Raw genomic sequence first — 17,866 nt, forward strand, 5'->3', positions numbered from 1 at the left:
TTTCACCCGCTTTTTCAGTCATTCCTTCGTTTTCAGAATCGGTTTCATTTGAACGTTTTTCTCTTTTTCTGCGGAAACAGAAATATGATCCATTGACAGCTGATCGATCAGGCCTCCTGCTATATTTAACGAAGGCAGCAGAACATCAGGATCTCCAATAGCTGATATCGTAAACGGAGCGGGATGCTGCACTCCGTCTACCGTTACAACGGGACCGTTGCACTTGATATAGGAATCATGTGTCAAACGCTGGCCATTAACGGCAACAGCCGCCGCACCCGAAATATACAGTTCGTTTACCACTTGAAAGATATGGCTTTCGTGAACGATGTAACTGTTCACATTCTCCCCTTCCGGTATGTACGACGCATCTTCCAAGGTCACCTCAACGCCCTCTCCCTGCACACCGACTTCCCCAATATACATTCTGTATTTTTCTGTATCTTCAAGGACGTTATAGTATTCCGTCTTTTCTTTTTTCAGCTTATTTTCTGCCTGACGGACTTTGTTTTGCTTTTGATACAATTCTTTTTCAAGAGTCTTATTTTCTTTCTCCTGTTTCAACAGTTCATCTCTCAGCGCATATTCTTTTTTCCACTCTTCTGACTCAGCCGCTCCTTTTTCATTTTCTTTAGTTATTTGAAAAGAAAATGAAATCAAAAAGCCTGCGATAAGCATGATCAAAGAAAGAAGGACTGCTGATTTGCCCCTCAATTTCCATCTTCCTTTTTTGCAGATTTATCGTTTTTTCCAAACTCTTCAAAATAGGTGGCAACTTCTAAATGAATAATTCCCTTTTTACTGCTGCTAAGCTGTGAAATGATAGAAGGATACGTTTTCATTCTGTCTGCAAAGGTTTTTATAGACGCAGTGACAACATAACCGTCGTTCATGTACAATTTAATACGGTTTTCATCCATTTTTACAGGTGTATAGTAGATTTCTGATATTGACTGTTTTAACGAATTTGACAAAGCATTAAGCTGCTTAGCCATTTGAGACCGTTTTTTTGCGTTAGTCCAATTCACCAAAATCGGTCCGGCATCATCCGGCGTTACTTCGTTTGGCAGAACGGAACCATTTTCAAGCACTTCATAGTACACATTGTCTTTTTCTAAATAAGCAATCGCTTTATATTCTTCGATCGCAATGTTGATTTTATTAGGAAGCGATTTGCTGATCTCCGCTTTTTTCACTAATTTATTTTGCTGAATCTTCTTTTCTGTTTTTTTCTTGTCCAAACTCCAAAACTCGGTATCTCCGCTGTTGATATCGGAAAGGTCAATAATTTCCTTTTTGGATACATTCTCATTCCCTGTTACAGAGATTGTCGATACTTTACTGATTGGCGTCTGCAGATACACAATGACCAACACCATCATAAAAAAGAGCATAATAAATGAAATGAGACGGCGGTTTGCCTTCTGTTTCCGCTGCTCTTTAATTTTAGGAATCCGTTCTTCAATGTTTACGATTTTTTCTCGGTCATGCCCCGGGTTCATTGCCTGTTCACCTCATTCAAATGAAACAGCTGTTAAAAGTCTGTCTATTCCAAAACAAACGGCATACTATGATGCCGTTTGTCGTTTGCTTACAGTATATCATATGAACAGCTTCAGTCAGAACTTGAATCAGCGATTTTCGCCGATGATTTCAACCTCTGTATGCATATCAATCTCGTATTTTTCACGAATTGTCTTTTTCACATGGTCAATGAGATCAAGCACATCTTTTGCTGATGCTCCGCCCGCATTGACGATGAAGTTTCCGTGCATCTCCGAAATCTTTGCACCGCCGATTTGATATCCTTTCAAGCCTGCTTTTTCTACAAGGTTTCCGGCATGATTCGGAAGCGGGTTTCTGAATATGCTTCCAGCACACGGGCTTGAATACGGCTGTGTATTTTTTCTGTAGTCTTTATTGCTTTGCATTTGCTGAACGATTGATTCCTTATCCTTCTGCTCCAGTTGCAGAACCGCTTCAAGGCAAACGCCCGGACGTTTCTGTTGCAATACAGACGTTCTGTAGCTGAAATCCATCTGCTCATTTGTCAGCCACTCAATCGTGCCGTCTTCAAATAAAATATGCGCTTTGACGAGGATTTCGCTCATATCAGAACCGTGAGCGCCGGCATTCATATAAACCGCTCCGCCGATTGATCCTGGAATACCCGCAGCAAATTCCAAACCGGACAGGCCTTTTTTACTCAATGATGTAGCAAGACGGACCACTGAATAACCGCCTCCGACCGTTACTTGTTCCCCGTCAAGCTCCAAATGGTCAAGGCCTGCCCCCAGCTTAATCACTACGCCTCTGATCCCCTCATCTAAAACAAGAAGGTTTGACCCGCGGCCGATGACTGTCCACTCCACATCATATTTCTTAATAACGTCCATGATATTTTTGACAGCATCTACACTGCTTGGAATCACCAATACATCCGCAGGGCCGCCGATTTTCATCGTTGTATGATTCGCGAGCGGTTCATTTGCAAGAACCTTGCCGACTTCGCGTTCTTTTAATTCATGTATCACTTTCTCCATCGTAAACCTCCGCATTCCATTTGCTTTTCTATTACTTTTTCAATTCTTCGAGTACGCTGTATAAACGGGCAGCCGCGTCAGGAACACCGAGTGACTTTGTCCGTTCGCTCATTTCCTTTAACGTTTGCTCATTCAGTACAATCCGGTCAAGCGCAGCAATCAGCTTTTCCCCGCTTAGCTCTGTTTCTTTAAGAACAATCGCCGCATCATGCTGGCCGAGAGATCTCGCATTGACCTCCTGGTGATTCGCTGTTACATATGGGCTTGGGATCAGTACACTTGGGATTCCGAGAGCCGTAATTTCGGCAATCGTTGTCGCCCCGGCTCTGGCCACAATGACATCTATGGCCTTTAAATACTCCGGCATTTGATGAAGAAACGGCTTGGTGACCATATTATCAGCGGCACCCTTGCTTTTCAGCTCATTCATCACTTTTTCATAGTGAACTTCACCGGTGATATACAGCACTTGGTAGTCTCTAGTTTTTAGCGCATTCTGCATGTCGATAACAGCACGGTTAATCGGTGCGGCGCCTCGGCTTCCGCCGAAGATTAAGACCGTTTTTTTCTCTTCAGAAAGCCTAAATTCCGCCATCGATCGGCCCGTCTTTATTGAGACGACTTCAGAGGCTCTCGGGTTTCCCGTAAATACCACTTTCTCGCTAGGAAAATGTGATTTTGCTTCTTCAAAACAGATCGCTACTTTATTAACATATTTTGAAAGAAACTTATTCGTGATGCCCGGCAGGCTGTTTTGTTCATGGACAATAGTCGGAATTCCCATTTTCGCAGCGGCATAGACAACCGGCCCGCATACGTAACCGCCCGTTCCGATCACGGCATCAGGCTTAAATTCCGCTAAATACGATTTGCTCTTTTTTACGCCCTTCAGAAAACGCATCACAGTTTTGACGTTTTCAAATGACAGCTTTCTTTTAAAGCCTGTAATTTCAATTGAACGAAACGGTATATTCTCCCGTTCAACAATTTTTTTCTCCAGCCCGTTTTCTGTTCCGATATATAAAAATTCCACTTCAGGATGACGGCGCTGCACTTCTTTAATAAAGGCAAGAGCAGGATAAATGTGACCTCCTGTACCGCCTCCGCTTATTGCAATTCGCATATCTCTTCCCCCAGTCTAAGTTTCTCTATAACATAGCGATAACCCTGTTTTGTTGGACAGGGTTATCGCATCAATTGTTTCTCAGGCTTCCTGTTCACAGGACGCTCGGCAATACATTCATTAATACCTCGAGTATCGGCTTACGTTCAGCAGAACGCCGACGGCCATCAGCATCAGGGTCAATGAAGAGCCTCCGTAGCTCAAAAACGGCAGCGTGATGCCTGTTACCGGAATAAGGCCCGTTACTACACCAATATTAATCATGACTTGAATGGCAATCATTGAAATAATGCCGACTGCGACAAAGCTTCCGTACAGATCAGGTGCGCCGAGGGCAATTCTGATCCCTCTCCACAGCAGGACGCTGAAGAGGAGCAAAATAAGGGTCCCCCCGATAAAGCCAAGTTCCTCTGACAATATGGCGAAAATAAAGTCTGTTTGCGGCTCAGGCAGATAAAAGAACTTCTGTCTGCTTTGTCCTAGCCCCATTCCGAACAATCCGCCGGGCCCCACCGCATAAAGCGATTGAATGATTTGAAAACCGCTGCCGAGCGGATCTTCCCACGGATTTAAGTAGGAGGTAATCCGCTTAATTCGGTATGGAGCCGATAGTACCAGTCCAACAAATCCGCTGAGTCCGATCAGCCCAAGAAAAACGAAATGGGCGATGCGCGCGCCGGCTACAAAAATCATGACAATACAAGTCCCAACCATTACTGTCCCTGTTCCAAGGTCAGGCTGGCACATGATAATCAAAAACGCTGAAAACACGATGCCAAGTGCCGGGATAAATCCCCGTCTGAATGATGTTATGTTTTTTTGCTTTTCAGAGAGAAATTTAGCAAGGAATGCAATCATCGCAAGCTTCATAAACTCTGAAGGCTGTATGCTGAATGCCCCGACCCCGATCCAGCTTCTTGAGCCGTTCCGCACCATGCCGACGCCTGGTATCAAAACAAGCACAAGGAGAAAAAAGCAAATAACCATCAATAATTTGGACCATGTCCTCCACGTCCAATAATCAACATTCATGATAAAAAACATGGCAATAACGCCGATTCCCGCAAACAGCAGCTGCCGTTTCGCGAAAAAGAAAGAGTCGTCAAATTTATAATCTGCCCATACGGCACTCGCACTGTACACCATAATTAATCCGATTGTTAATAATAATAGCGTAATGATGACCAATAATAAATCAGGCGATGTTTTTTTAGTAGTCAAAGCAACCGACACCCCAAGCTTAAAGTCATTAGGGCTGCCGATTTACTTCAAGACAAGCCCTTACTTAAGCATATGCACGGCATCTATAAACATGTCACCGCGTTCTTCAAATGTTTTGAATTGATCCCAGCTCGCACACGCAGGTGACAGCAGGATGACATCGCCTTCATTTGAGAGCGCAAACGCCGCAGATACTGCTTGTTCAACATTATCGACACGTTTGACATGTTGTATTCCCATCTCATTGCCGAGCTTCTCGAGTTTCGGCGCTGTCTGGCCAAATGTAAGCACTGCTTTGACATGCTTCATATACGGTTTCAAATCGTCAAAACCATTTCCGCGATCCAGTCCGCCCGCAAGCAGAATGACCGGTTTGTCAAAAGCTGAAAGCGCCTTGGTTGTCGCCAAAATGTTTGTTGCTTTACTGTCATTATAAAACTTGCGGCCTTGCACTGTTGTGACATATTGGAGACGGTGCTTGACGCCAGTAAAGCTTGTCAGCACCTTTTTGACTGCTTCGTTGGACACTCCTGCCGTTTTCACAACTGCAATGGCAGCTAAAATGTTCTCCATGTTATGTGCGCCGGGCAGCACAACCTCTTCCAGAGGAAGAATGGCTTCGCCGTTGAACATCATCATACCGTCTTTTACATAAGCGCCCTTTTCAAGCGTTTTGCTGACTGAGAATGGGATGACTTCGGCTTTTCCGTCTTCAGCCAGACGCACGACAGTTTCATCATTCTGATTAACAATGGCTTTATCTGAAGCTTTCTGATGAAGATACACTTTCTGTTTCGCTTTTTCATAGTTTTCTCGTGTATGGTGATAATCCAAATGAGCGTCAAATAAGTTTAAAATCAAGCTGATTTCCGGTCTGAAAGCGTGTGTTCCCATCAGCTGAAACGAAGAAAGTTCAGTAACGATCCATTCATCCCCATCAGCATGATAAGCAACTTCACTTGCGACAGTGCCGATGTTTCCGGCAATCAGCGCTTTTTGCGAGTCAGCTTTGAGCATTTCATAAATCAGCGTTGTCGTGGTTGTTTTTCCATTCGATCCGGTAATCCCGATAAACTTGGCGTTTGTCAGGTAGTAAGCGAGCTCAATTTCCGTCCAAACCGGGATGCCTCTTTTTTCCGCTTCCTGAACCATAATATTTTCATATGGAATGCCGGGGTTTTTGATCAGAACCGTGATTTGATGCTGATCGAACAGAGAAACAGGATGCTCTCCGCAAACAACCTCAATGCCTGCTTCAGAAAGCTTTTGCGCTGGTTCGTTTTCTTCAAAAGGTTTTTGATCATTGACTGCAACATACATGCCTTTTTCATGAAGAATAGATGCCGCCGCATACCCGCTTTTCGCGAGCCCAAGGATTAAAAAATGCTGATTCTGTAAAAATTGATCGTTTTCCACTTATAACCACACCTCGATGTAAATTCCTAAAACGGCAAGTAAAAGTCCCGCAGTCCAAAACGTCACGACGACTCTCCATTCAGACCAGCCGACAAGCTCATAATGGTGATGAAGCGGACTCATTTTAAAGATTCGTTTACCTGTCGTTTTAAAGCTGATGACCTGCAGAATAACGGATAATGTTTCGATAACGAATACACCGCCGATGATAACAAGCAGGATCTCTAATTTCGTTAAAATAGCAATGGTAACGATGGCTCCTCCCAATGCCAGTGATCCCGTATCTCCCATAAAGACTTTGGCCGGATGAGCATTAAATACAAGGAAGCCCAGCACCGCACCGACAACGGCAACTGAGAAAATCGCTACGTCATATTGAGACTGATTCCATGCCAGGATGGCAAAGGCGCCAAAAGCAATCGCAGCCGTACCGGATAATAAACCGTCAAGACCGTCAGTCAGGTTAACCGCATTTGATCCGCCGACAAGCATAAAGAGCACCAGGATAAAGTAAGCCCAGCCAAGATCAAATGATAAATCAGTTCCAGGCACGCGAATATCCGTCGCGAAATTGTAGTAATGGTACACGGCATAAAATACAACCGCAATGATAATTTGTCCGATCAGCTTTTGCTTTGACGTCAATCCAAGGTTGCGCTTCATGACGACCTTGATGTAATCATCTAAAAAGCCAAGCAAACCGTAGCCGAGCGTAACAAACAGAAGCAGCACCATTTCCGGGCTTATTTCTGAAAACTTCTGTGTCATCACAATTGTTGTCACAATGATAGAAAGTATGATCATGACCCCGCCCATTGTCGGCGTCCCTGATTTTTTCTGATGTGATTTCGGTCCTTCTTCTCTAATACTTTGGCCGAATTTTAATCTTCTTAAAAACGGAATAAGAATCGGAGAGAGCAGAACACTAATTAAAAACCCCATTAAAATTGTAAACAGAATGACTTGCTCAAGCATTGTCCTTTTCTCCTCCTGTTTCTTTCAAACGACATACGTAGTTATCATATTCATGATCTTTTTCCATATGAAAAATCTTTTGAAGCTCCATTATGCAATAACATCTCTTTCCTATGAATTTGTCTTATTCTTATTGAGTTCGACAATCGCTCTCGCCGCCACTTCAGCATCGTCAAAATCGAAGGTTTCGTTTCCGATCTGCTGATAGGTTTCATGCCCTTTTCCTGCAATGAGAACAACATCGCCTTTTTTGGCATTGGCAATCGCGAAAAAGATCGCTTGCTCGCGGTTTGCAATGCTATGGTAGTATGCATTCTCTACTCCAGCTTCCATATCTCTTAAAATCGCGCGGGGATCTTCGCTTCTCGGGTTATCTGAAGTGAAAATCGGTTCGTCAGCCAGCTCCGCAGCGATTTTAGCCATTTTCGGGCGTTTCGTCTTATCTCTGTCTCCCCCGCAGCCGACAACGACAAAAAGCTTACCTTCTGTCATGTCTTTGCATGTCTTCAGTACATTTTCAAGGCTGTCCGGCGTATGCGCGTAATCAACAATGACTGGAAACTCCTGCTGCTGATTAACCAATTCAAAACGGCCTCTTACGCCATGCAATTCTTCAACCGCTTCAGTGATCGTTTCAAACGGTATGCCTGCTGCAATACATGTTGCAACAGCTGCCAGCACGTTATACACGTTAAACTGTCCGACGAGCGACATTGTGATATGTTTAGTGCCTTTGTTTGTCACAAGATCAAATCTTGTGCCCTGTGCCGTGATATTGATGTTCTTCGCCATCACATCAGCGTTGTTTTTTATTCCGTATGTACAAATATGCGCTGCGGTCACCTTTTCAAAATAAGCGCTCGCCTCATCGTCAGCGTTCAGTACGGCACGCTTTGGATGTTCATGGTCGAAAGCCCCGCCAAGCTGAGAAAAGAGCAGGCTTTTTGCCTGTCGGTACTCATCCATCGTTTTATGATAGTCCAGATGGTCCTGCGTTAAATTCGTAAACACGGCAATATCATAATCACAGCCATGAACACGACCTAAAGACAATGCGTGAGAAGAAACCTCCATGATGGCAGTGTCAACTTGCTTGTCATTCATTTTCTTAAACATTTTCTGCAGCGTGACGCTTTCAGGTGTCGTGTTTTTAACTGGAAGTGTTTCTTCGCCGATTTTCATGTACATTGTGCCGATTAAGCCTGTGCGTTTTCCCGCTTTTTTCAGAATCTCATCGACCATGTGGGTCGTTGATGTTTTTCCGTTTGTGCCTGTGATCCCGATCAGCTGAAGTTTCTTTGTCGGCTGTCCGTAAAACGCATCAGACAAAACGCTGAGCGCTCGCAGTGACTGCCGGACAATAATGACAGGCACATCCACATCAAGCTCTCTTTCTGCCACAATAGCCGCTGCGCCGCTTTCTGCTGCTTTTTGCGCAAAATCATGGCCATCCACCGTATACCCTTTTACACATACAAAAAGACTCCCTTTCTTTACTTCCCTGGAGTCCATCTCAATTGAAGTTATTTCAGGGTCTTGTGAGTCGTTTACAGAAGGTTCGGTTGTTAAGTATGTAAGCAGCTTTGTCAGTTTCATCGTATCAAACCTCTCAACATTCTAATTCGTTCTTTTTATCATTGAAGTCACGTCAATTGATGTGATAATGATTTTAAGCATACAGTTCATATTTTAGCGTAAATAAAAGGATACATCCAGCTAATCTTGAAAGATCATATCATTTTTCTGCAATAAAATATAGGCAGCCCGAATCAATCGGCTGCCTCCTTTTCATCCTCTTCAGTCAAATAAACGCGTATCTTTGAGCCCTCTTTTACTTTCGTTCCGGCAGCTGGCGATTGTTTCACGATTTTGCTTCCTTTCCCGGAAGCATCGACATTGAGATTCACCAAAAGTGACTCAAGTTCTGAGACAGACATCCCTACAACATTCGGAACTTCTACTGTTTTTGTGTCGTTCCATTTGTATTTTTTCTCGATTTGATTTTTCCGAGGCTTGACACCAATCTCAGGCAGGCTGTCTCTCATAATATTCCCGACAATAGGCGCTGCAACCGTTCCGCCAAACTGAATCGTGCCTTTCGGGTTATCCACCGCGACATAGACGACAAGACTCGGATCGTCAGCCGGCGCGAAACCGATAAATGATACAACATGGTTGTTTTCAAGGTATTTTCCATCTTTAACCTTTTGTGCAGTTCCCGTTTTTCCGCCGACACGGTATCCTTCTACAAATGCGTTGCGCCCGGTGCCTTCTGCCACGACGCTTTCTAAAGCATAGCGGATTTGTTTGGAGGTTCCCTCTGAAATGACTTGTTTCTTGGCAATTGGCGATTGTTTTTTGACCGTTTTTTTCGTTACAGGGTCGATCCATTCCTTTGCAATATAAGGTGTGTAAAGCGTTCCTCCGTTTACAGCGGCAGATACGGCTGCAACCTGCTGAATCGGCGTGACAGATACCCCCTGCCCGAAAGCCGTAGTCGCTTGTTCGACCGGACCTACTCTGTCAAGCGGGAATAAGATTCCTGTTCCCTCACCTTGCAGATCAATTCCTGTTTTTTGGCCGAAACCAAAGTCTTTGATATATTTGAAAAGCTTATCCTTGCCTAGGCGCTCGCCCAATTCAACAAACCCCGGGTTGCAGGAATTCTGTACAACTTCTAGAAACGTCTGCAGCCCGTGCCCGCCTCTTTTCCAGCACCGTAGTCTCGCTCCGTCCACTTCCACATGCCCTTTATCATAAAATTGATCACGTTTCAAATTTACTTTTTGCTCTTCAAGAGCTGCTGCAAGTGTAATAATCTTAAAGGTAGATCCAGGCTCATACGTGCTCCACACCGGCAGATTCCGATTGTAGACGGACGGATCGACTGATTGATAATCAGCAGGGTCAAAGTCAGGCCTGCTGGACATTCCCAATATTTCTCCGTTTTTCGGATTCATGGCCACGGCAATCATACCGTCTGGATGATATTTAGCCTCAGCGTTATCAAGCTCTCTTTCCATTATCGTTTGAACTTTTGAATCAACTGTCAGCTTCATATCAAGCCCGTCCTTAGGCGGTGTATAGTCGTCCGCTTCATCAGGCATCTTCTTTCCTTTGGCATCTGTATAAAACTTAACAGAGCCCTTTTCCCCTTTTAAATCATCATCGTAATAAGCTTCTAGACCAAGGAGACCTTGGTTGTCAATTCCGGCAAATCCAAGCACATGAGACAAAAAGCTGCCGAACGGGTAATGGCGGATACTGTCCTCCGCCACATACACACCTTTTAAATCGAGCGCTTTGATTTCTTTCGCCTTTTCATTTGAAATCTTTCTCCCTTCAGGAGTGATCTTTTCGATTGACGTTTTTTTGGTCACGTGCTTATATACTTTTTCTTCTGACATGTTTAAAACCGCCGCAAGCTGCTTGCTCGTTTTCATCGGATTCTGAACTTGGCGCGGGACGACGAATACGGTCGGCGCGCTTTTGTTTGTTGCGAGCTTCACACCGTTGCGATCAAGGATCTCGCCCCTCTCCGGCTCGAATGGCAAATTCCTGCTCCAAGAATCCTTTGCTAGCGAAGTCAGTTTCTCACCCATCACAAACTGAACATACCCCAGCCTTGTATCAATGATCAGAAACACGATCACGCCAAAAAGCAAAACAAATAATAAACGTTTTCTAACCGTTACATTCGAGACGCGCAAGGGACCGTTCACTCCTTATTTAAGCTTGTTTCATTTTATGCCTGAACTTGGACAAGTAGAACGATGCTCCTCTGAAGGTATAAAAAAAGAAAGCCTGCATAGCAGGGAAATCCCCGGCAAGCTTTCTTTCTATTTAATCAGGATTTTTAAACGTCACCTTGATTACGGTTTTGTCTTTTATTTCTTTGTCTTTCTTGACGCTTTGGCTGACAGCATAGCCCTGTCCGCTTACTTCAATGTGAATTCCCGCCAGCTCGGCGTACTGAAGAACCTCTCTTCTCGACCAGCCTGTCATATCAGGCATTTTGATTTTACCGCCCGTTTTCAGGAAGACCTTCTGATTGGTCAGAACTTCCTCATCCGCTTTCGGATACTGTTCTTTTACAGCGACATCACTGCCAATGACAACCGGTGTGAGATTTTCTTCTTTTGCTTTCTTTTGAGCACCGGCTACCGTTTGGTCTGTTAAATCAGGCATCGTCTGCGCTTTTGTTTCTTCCTTATCCGAGTCAGATTTTTCAGTTGGTTTGATGTTCAGGTAGTGCAGGCTGTTTTTCATTGTTGGGTTGAAGATTTCTGATACTGGATCTGAACTGGTTTGCCCTGCTTTTAACTGCGGCTGCTGTACAGCAACATAGATTAAAAGTTCAGGGTCATCTTTTGGCGCCATACCCATAAACGAAAAGATATAATTATCTGATCCGCCTAAATATCCGCCTTTACCTGCTATTTGTGCAGTACCTGTTTTTCCGGCAACATCAAACCCTTCGATTTTATAGGGCTTCCCTGTTCCGATTTTCGATGTAACGACTTCTCCCAAAATATCTCGCACCTTTTTCGCAGTGCTTGCAGAAATTGGAGTTCCAGCTGATTCAGGCTTATTTTGATAAACGGTTTTATCTGTATCTGGATCAACAATATGGTCAATGACATACGGTTTCATCATTTTGCCGTCATTCGCAATTGCTGTTGCGGCCTGAAGCTGCTGAATCGGCGTAACAGCAGAAGCTTGTCCATATGCGGTTGATGCTTTATCAAATTCATACTTAAAGTTGATTTTACTGGAGACTTCTCCAGACAAATCAATACCTGTTTTTTGATAAAAGTTGAATTTGTGTAAGTACTGATTGAGGCGGTCGTAACCCAGCTTTTCTTTCGCCAGTTTCGCAAATGCAACATTCGACGATCTTAGGACGCCGTCATGATACGTTGTCGGTCCCCAGCCTACACCCTGATTATGATCCTTCACAGGTTCCCCGCCAACTTCAAACGTACCAGATTTGTATTTTTCATTCGCATTAAACACATTTTCCTGCATCGCAGCAGCAAGTGTAAAAATCTTCATCGTTGATCCGGGTTCATATGCATATGAAATCAAATCATTATAGTAGTTTGTCACATCACGGGTGTTCGGATCAAAGCTTGGGCGCTGTCCCATGGCAAGCACTTTTCCAGTTTTCGGATCGACGACTGCTGCCATGATTTTTTTCGGATTGTATTTTTTCGCCACTTTTGTCATACTGTCTTCCAAAAAGGTTTGGATTTTCTGGTCAATGGTTAAATAAACATTGTCACCATTTTTTGGCGCTGTAATTTTATTTTTGCTGTTCGGGAGCTCCCAGCCGGATTTGTCGCTTTCATAGGTCACATATCCGTCCCGCTCCTTCAAATACTTATCCAGCACTTTTTCTAGTCCCATCGCGCCGGAAATTTCATTTGTGTCTTCATCAACCTCGGCATACCCTACTAGATTGGATGCAAAAACACCATTTGGATAGTAGCGTTTGGTATCCCGTAAAAATGAAATGCCCGGGAGTTTCAACTTTTCGATTTCTTTCTTTTTCGAATACGTAATATCCCGGCCCGCTGAACCGAACTCCACTTGCTTTAAATCCTTGTTTAAGATATCAAGGATATCAGCCTTGTCCATCTTAATCTCTTTAGAGAGCGCTTCCGCCGTTTTTTCTTTGTTTTGAACATGCTGAGGATGCTTTTTATCAGTGGTCATTTTTTTATCAAGAACGGCAATCAGCTTATACGTCGCTGTATCTTCCGCAATCACTTTACCGTTTCGGTCTAAAATCGAGCCGCGGCTTGCTTCGATGGGCCGTTTCTTTTCATGCTGCTCTGTCGCTTTTGTCGCAAGCACCTCGCCATTCGCTTTTCCGGTTATTTGAATATACGCCATTCTCCCAAGGATAACAAAGAAAAAGAGAGCGAAACAAATACTTAGAATCGCTGCTCCTCTATTCATAAATTTATTCTTTTTTGGCATTTGAATCATTCCTGTATGTTTTTCACTTTTTTATCTTTTAAATTCAAGCCGTTCTTTTCCGCAATGTCCATAATGCGCTGCGGTTTGCTTAAATCAGCAACACTTTTTTCGAGGTCACCAATTTGCTTATTTTCGGATGAAATTTGCTCCTCAAGCTTTTGCACCTCAATATTGGTTTGATATGCCGCATACGCCTTTGATACGATCAAAAGCGATACGCTGAGCACCACCGCAGCAAAGAGGACAAGAAGCACTTTTTCTCCGAGAGTAATGGAAGCCCTTTTCTTGACAATTACTTTTTTCTCAGGACTGATCGTATGCCGCTGCTGTTTCTCTGGTTGGTAAGCTAAATTGCTCATAGGCTGATGACCTCCTTTTTATTTTGCGTTCTTGTTTCGTTATTTTCTTTTTTCGGCAATCCGAAGCTTCGCAGAACGAGCCCGGTTGTTTTCTTCAAGCTCTTCCTGAGATGCCGTAATCGGTTTTCGCGTGATGAGTTTAAGTTCTGGTTCAAACTCTTCCGGTATGACAGGAAGACCCGGAGGAAGTTCCGGAAGTGACGACTTTTCTTTAAAAGTGGATTTACAAATTCTGTCTTCAAGCGAGTGGAAGGTGATGACTGATACCCTTCCCCCTGGTTTCAGAACCTCTATTGCCTGCTCCAAAGCCTCTTCAAACACCTTAAGTTCATCGTTCACGGCAATTCTGATTGCCTGAAACACGCGTTTAGCGGGATGTCCTCCGCTCCTTCTCGCTGGAGCGGGAATCGCGTCTTTTATTAGATCGACCAGTTGGCCCGTAGTTTGAATAGGAGATTTGATTCTTGCCTCTTCAATTTTTCTGGCGATCTGTTTGCTGAACTTCTCTTCGCCGTATTTAAAGAAGATACGGACGAGATCCTCATAGCGCCACTCATTAACGACTTCCTTCGCCGTAAGCGTGGCCGACTGGTCCATCCTCATGTCCAACGGTGCGTCATGATGGTAACTGAATCCCCGTTCCGGTGTATCCAGCTGCGGGGAAGACACCCCTAAATCAAATAAAATACCGTCTACTTCAGTAATGCCTTGTTCATTCAAACATTCTTTTAAATACCTGAAATTGCTTTTGATCAGAATGAGCTGCCCTTTATAATCGGACAACGCTTCTTTGGCATGCTCTAATGCCGTATCGTCTTGGTCAAAAGCGATTAAACGCCCCTTCTCGGATAATTGCTGCAATAAGTATGTACTGTGCCCAGCTCCGCCGAGTGTGCAGTCTACATATGTACCGTCCGGTTTAATATTAAGCCCGTCTACGGTTTCACGAAGAAGTACTGTTTTGTGTTGAAACATCTTGTGTTGGTCCCACCTTTTATCAGGATGAATTGAAATTGTTTTTAGAGTGTTATACACGAAGAATCATTATATATCAAACCCAATCATGTTTTCAGCAATTTCAGCAAATGAATCTTCTTGCTCTTCTGTGTATTGTTCCCAAATTACTTTACTCCACAATTCAATTCGATTAGAAACCCCGATAACAACACATTCTTTTTCCAGTTTGGCGTAATTCAATAGAGATGATGCGATATTTACCCTGCCTTGCTTGTCCAGTTCGCATTCGGTCGCCCCTGAAAAGAAGAAACGGGTAAACGCGCGGGCATCTTTTTTAGTGAGAGGAAGTGCTTTTAGTTTTTCTTCAATTTGTTTCCATTCGTGCATAGGGTAGCCGAAGAGACATTGGTCAAGCCCTCTGGTCAGCACAAACTGCTCGCCAAGGCCTTCTCTGAATTTAGCGGGTACGATCATGCGGCCCTTCGCATCGATGGTATGCTGATATTCACCCATAAACATGATCTCTTGCCCCACTTTCTCTCCTTAACTCACCACTATCCACCACTTCTCTCCACAACTTCATTTTACACTGTTTACCCATAAAAAAAAACCCTGAACTAGTCAGGGTTCTTTAAAACTTTATTTCAAAGTTTGACAACTTGATGTTGATTTTGAAAAGAAAATGGCAGATTCTTGAATGATGTGAAGAATTTTGGACCGTACCTGTTCAAATAATACATGATATTCCAAATTCGCTCTTGCGGCGCAAGCAACGGCTTAATGCTATTTTGGATTCTCTCATAATCCTTCAAGACGCAGCCTTCTTTTTCTTCAATTCGTTTCGTCACTGTCCGCTCTAAAAATTGAAGCTGATCCTGAATAAAAGCGGCGTTCTTCAGGAGTAAAGGTTCCATGCTTTGATCAACCTTTAACGCCTCGTGCCTTACCGTTTTGTGAACCGCTTCAATTTGTCTTTTCGCCTGATCCATCACCGCGGTAAACTCTTCCGGAATCTGATGCTCAAAGTATATCTCTCTTTGATTCTCCGTACCGCGTTCAATCGCATCTTGTAATGAGATATCCCGTTCAAGCATTTTTTTCTCAATATGCCGTTCAAGTATCGTAATATTCAGCCTCGGCATAACCGGAGGCATTTTAAAGCCCATCACCGTAAAGGCCTGTTTAAGCTCACCCCAGTAGTTAATTTCTCCAGGCCCTGCAATAAAGGCTAAAGTCGGAATGAGGTATTCCTGCATTAACGGTCTCGTTACAACATTATTGCTGAAGCGCTCAGGATGTTCTTCTATATGTGTATAAAGTTCATCCATCGTCCATCCCATATCAAGCTCATTGATGACAAAACGGCCGTTGTCTTTTTCAATTAAAAAACGCTCTTCTTCATATTCATAAAACAGATTCGCCTGCTCTTTTCCGGACTCGATAATCGGCTTGTAGCCAGCTTCACGCATGAAGGCCTGCTGATCTGAAACAGCAAGGGCGAGTTCATCATTTTCCCGGAGAATCTTTTGGAACATGGCCGTTTCAAGCTTTTTAATCCCCGGATCTCCAGAATTTAATAAAACTAACCCCTCCTCTTGGAACAGATCCGCGATCAGCAGTTCAAAGAAATCAGTGAATGTAACAGATTCACTTAAACATCGCTTCACATTGTCGAGAAGTGTATTCGTATGGTCTGTTTCTTCAAAAGCGGCAAATACACCATCTATCCATGCGGCGCATTTTTCCTGATCAAGAGTTGTGCTCGCTGCCGAAGATTTCTTCCAATAAGACTGGGGCAGCTTTGTTTTCACGGGACCATTCTCTTCAGATGTATGGACAAAATTAATTTCATCCAAATCGTGGTCTTCTCCGGCCACCCAGAAAATCGGGATGACAGGCACTTGCAGCTGCTTTTCTTGTTCCTTTGCTAACACAATGATTGAAATGATTTTATGTATAGTATAAAGCGGTCCTGTTAAAAGTCCTGCCTGCTGTCCGCCGACAACAGCGGCGCTTGACGGATCCTTCAGCTTCTCAATAGCAGACTGCATAGCACTTGAACCGAATTTATTATGGTAGGAGGATAAGTATGCCGCCAACTCCTCTCTTGCGAAAAACCGGGAGGATAAGTCCTTCAGTCTGTCGCGCCACATGTCCTTATGATGAATGCTGTAATCAAAAAAAGAAGACATTTCTTCTTTGCCATCTATATAGTGCTGTACAAACACATTCTGATTTTTGATGGAAAGTTCAGTTAGCTGCATCTTCTAGAACTTCCTTTCTAAATAAATAGTTAGTTATCCGAAATGAGTATAGCATGTTACAGAAAAAGCTCAAAAGACTTTGTTTGTATTTCGCTCCAAAGCTTTAATGCTCCCGTATAAAAACTCGAGGTGGACAGCATCAAGGCCGCGAATGCTAGCTTCCTTCAATAAATATCCGATAATGGCGTCAGCTTCCGTCTGCCGGCCTTCGATAACGTCAACCAGCATAGAAGAGCGGTTTTCTTTCGTTTGCCCGCAAACGGCCCGAACCCTCTCCCAAGCCTCTTCTTCGTTTTTAAGCCTTAAAATGCGGGACGCCTCCTGAAAAACCAGCTTCATAAAAGCGAGATAAGCAGGCGCTGTCAGCAGTTCTCCATTTTTCACCTGCAATAACGCGGTTAACGGATTGATACAAGCGTTAACAATCAGCTTGCCCGTCAGCAAACGGTACCAATCCGCCGCATAACGAATCGGAAAATCCGAATGGTTATGCTGAAACAAAATGTTGAGCCGATCTGGTTCAGCGTCATCGAACGCGCTCCATTTTATCGCACCCAAACCCGTATGATCAACAGCTGTATCTGATTTCCTAACAGCTCCGTGCTCAACAATTCCAACATAAATGGAATGGCCAACGCGCCAGTCTTTCAAGTCGTGGATATGCCCCATACCGTTTTGCAAAAATAATATATTCGTTTTCCTGATCCGTTCAAGCGACGGAAAAACAGACTGGAGCTGATGCTGCTTTACTGTCACGACAAGCAGATCAAAGTCCGAATTGATACTCGTGTCCGCACTGCAATCAGCGCTGAATTCTTCTCCGCCTTTATCAAGCTGGATCCCTTCAGACTGAATGGCCGCAGCCTGCTCTTCCCGCCTCGTCACAACAGTCACCTCGTGATGAAGTGACAAATAATAGGCGCATAAAAGACCGACAGAGCCTCCGCCGATAATCCCAATTTTCATGTTGTCACACCCAATTAACATTTACGTATTATCATAGCAGAAGTAAGAATAAATTAC

The 17,866-nt window shown here is 43.8% G+C and carries 15 protein-coding genes; all 15 read right to left on the bottom strand.

Annotated elements, in window-relative coordinates; all coding sequences use genetic code 11:
• Window positions 1–18: 18 nt before the first annotated feature.
• The 15 genes from ACMX2I_RS13605 to ACMX2I_RS13675 all read right to left on the bottom strand — a co-directional run bounded on the left by ACMX2I_RS13605 (window position 19) and on the right by ACMX2I_RS13675 (window position 17,809).
• On the bottom strand, window positions 19–714 hold the full coding sequence (locus ACMX2I_RS13605; RefSeq protein ID WP_087992138.1) for a DUF881 domain-containing protein: 696 nt from the start codon (window positions 712–714) through the stop codon (window positions 19–21).
• Complete coding sequence (divIB, locus tag ACMX2I_RS13610) at window positions 711–1,502, bottom strand: cell division protein DivIB (protein ID WP_414957213.1); 792 nt, start codon at window positions 1,500–1,502, stop codon at window positions 711–713. The genes ACMX2I_RS13605 and divIB overlap by 4 nt, the downstream gene beginning before the upstream one ends.
• Before the next feature lie 129 nt (window positions 1,503–1,631).
• Window positions 1,632–2,543: a UDP-N-acetylmuramate dehydrogenase gene (gene murB, locus ACMX2I_RS13615; protein WP_289347137.1), complete on the bottom strand. Its 912-nt coding sequence runs from the start codon at window positions 2,541–2,543 to the stop codon at window positions 1,632–1,634.
• Between the two features lie 31 nt (window positions 2,544–2,574).
• Window positions 2,575–3,666 (bottom strand): undecaprenyldiphospho-muramoylpentapeptide beta-N-acetylglucosaminyltransferase, encoded by a 1,092-nt coding sequence (gene murG / locus ACMX2I_RS13620; protein ID WP_414957214.1) that lies wholly within the window; start codon window positions 3,664–3,666, stop codon window positions 2,575–2,577.
• 120 nt (window positions 3,667–3,786) lie between these two features.
• Window positions 3,787–4,887, bottom strand: a complete 1,101-nt coding sequence (gene spoVE, locus ACMX2I_RS13625; protein WP_014663887.1) for a stage V sporulation protein E — start codon at window positions 4,885–4,887, stop codon at window positions 3,787–3,789.
• A gap of 60 nt (window positions 4,888–4,947) precedes the next feature.
• Window positions 4,948–6,303: a UDP-N-acetylmuramoyl-L-alanine--D-glutamate ligase gene (gene murD, locus ACMX2I_RS13630; protein WP_414957215.1), complete on the bottom strand. Its 1,356-nt coding sequence runs from the start codon at window positions 6,301–6,303 to the stop codon at window positions 4,948–4,950.
• Window positions 6,304–7,278, bottom strand: coding sequence for a phospho-N-acetylmuramoyl-pentapeptide-transferase (gene mraY / locus ACMX2I_RS13635; RefSeq protein ID WP_087992144.1), 975 nt, complete (start codon window positions 7,276–7,278; stop codon window positions 6,304–6,306).
• 111 nt (window positions 7,279–7,389) lie between these two features.
• Window positions 7,390–8,874: a UDP-N-acetylmuramoyl-L-alanyl-D-glutamate--2,6-diaminopimelate ligase gene (locus ACMX2I_RS13640; protein WP_414957216.1), complete on the bottom strand. Its 1,485-nt coding sequence runs from the start codon at window positions 8,872–8,874 to the stop codon at window positions 7,390–7,392.
• Between the two features lie 173 nt (window positions 8,875–9,047).
• Complete coding sequence (locus ACMX2I_RS13645) at window positions 9,048–10,988, bottom strand: stage V sporulation protein D (protein ID WP_087992146.1); 1,941 nt, start codon at window positions 10,986–10,988, stop codon at window positions 9,048–9,050.
• 133 nt (window positions 10,989–11,121) lie between these two features.
• On the bottom strand, window positions 11,122–13,272 hold the full coding sequence (gene pbpB, locus ACMX2I_RS13650) for a penicillin-binding protein 2B (RefSeq protein ID WP_289347130.1): 2,151 nt from the start codon (window positions 13,270–13,272) through the stop codon (window positions 11,122–11,124).
• Entirely contained in the window at window positions 13,269–13,622 is a 354-nt protein-coding gene (gene ftsL / locus ACMX2I_RS13655; protein ID WP_087992148.1) for a cell division protein FtsL, read from the bottom strand. Before ftsL ends, pbpB begins: the two co-directional genes overlap by 4 nt.
• Window positions 13,623–13,661: 39 nt before the next feature.
• Window positions 13,662–14,597 (bottom strand): 16S rRNA (cytosine(1402)-N(4))-methyltransferase RsmH, encoded by a 936-nt coding sequence (gene rsmH / locus ACMX2I_RS13660; protein WP_414957217.1) that lies wholly within the window; start codon window positions 14,595–14,597, stop codon window positions 13,662–13,664.
• Window positions 14,598–14,666: 69 nt separating this feature from the next.
• On the bottom strand, window positions 14,667–15,098 hold the full coding sequence (mraZ, locus tag ACMX2I_RS13665; protein ID WP_003221402.1) for a division/cell wall cluster transcriptional repressor MraZ: 432 nt from the start codon (window positions 15,096–15,098) through the stop codon (window positions 14,667–14,669).
• A gap of 125 nt (window positions 15,099–15,223) precedes the next feature.
• Window positions 15,224–16,843 (bottom strand): bacillithiol biosynthesis cysteine-adding enzyme BshC, encoded by a 1,620-nt coding sequence (gene bshC / locus ACMX2I_RS13670; protein ID WP_414957218.1) that lies wholly within the window; start codon window positions 16,841–16,843, stop codon window positions 15,224–15,226.
• Window positions 16,844–16,912: 69 nt separating this feature from the next.
• On the bottom strand, window positions 16,913–17,809 hold the full coding sequence (locus ACMX2I_RS13675) for a 2-dehydropantoate 2-reductase (protein ID WP_414957219.1): 897 nt from the start codon (window positions 17,807–17,809) through the stop codon (window positions 16,913–16,915).
• Between the last annotated feature and the right edge of the window lie 57 nt (window positions 17,810–17,866).

Origin of the sequence: Bacillus sp. SW14, assembly GCF_047608225.1 — a bacterium.
Lineage (GTDB): Bacteria > Bacillota > Bacilli > Bacillales > Bacillaceae > Bacillus > Bacillus subtilis_G.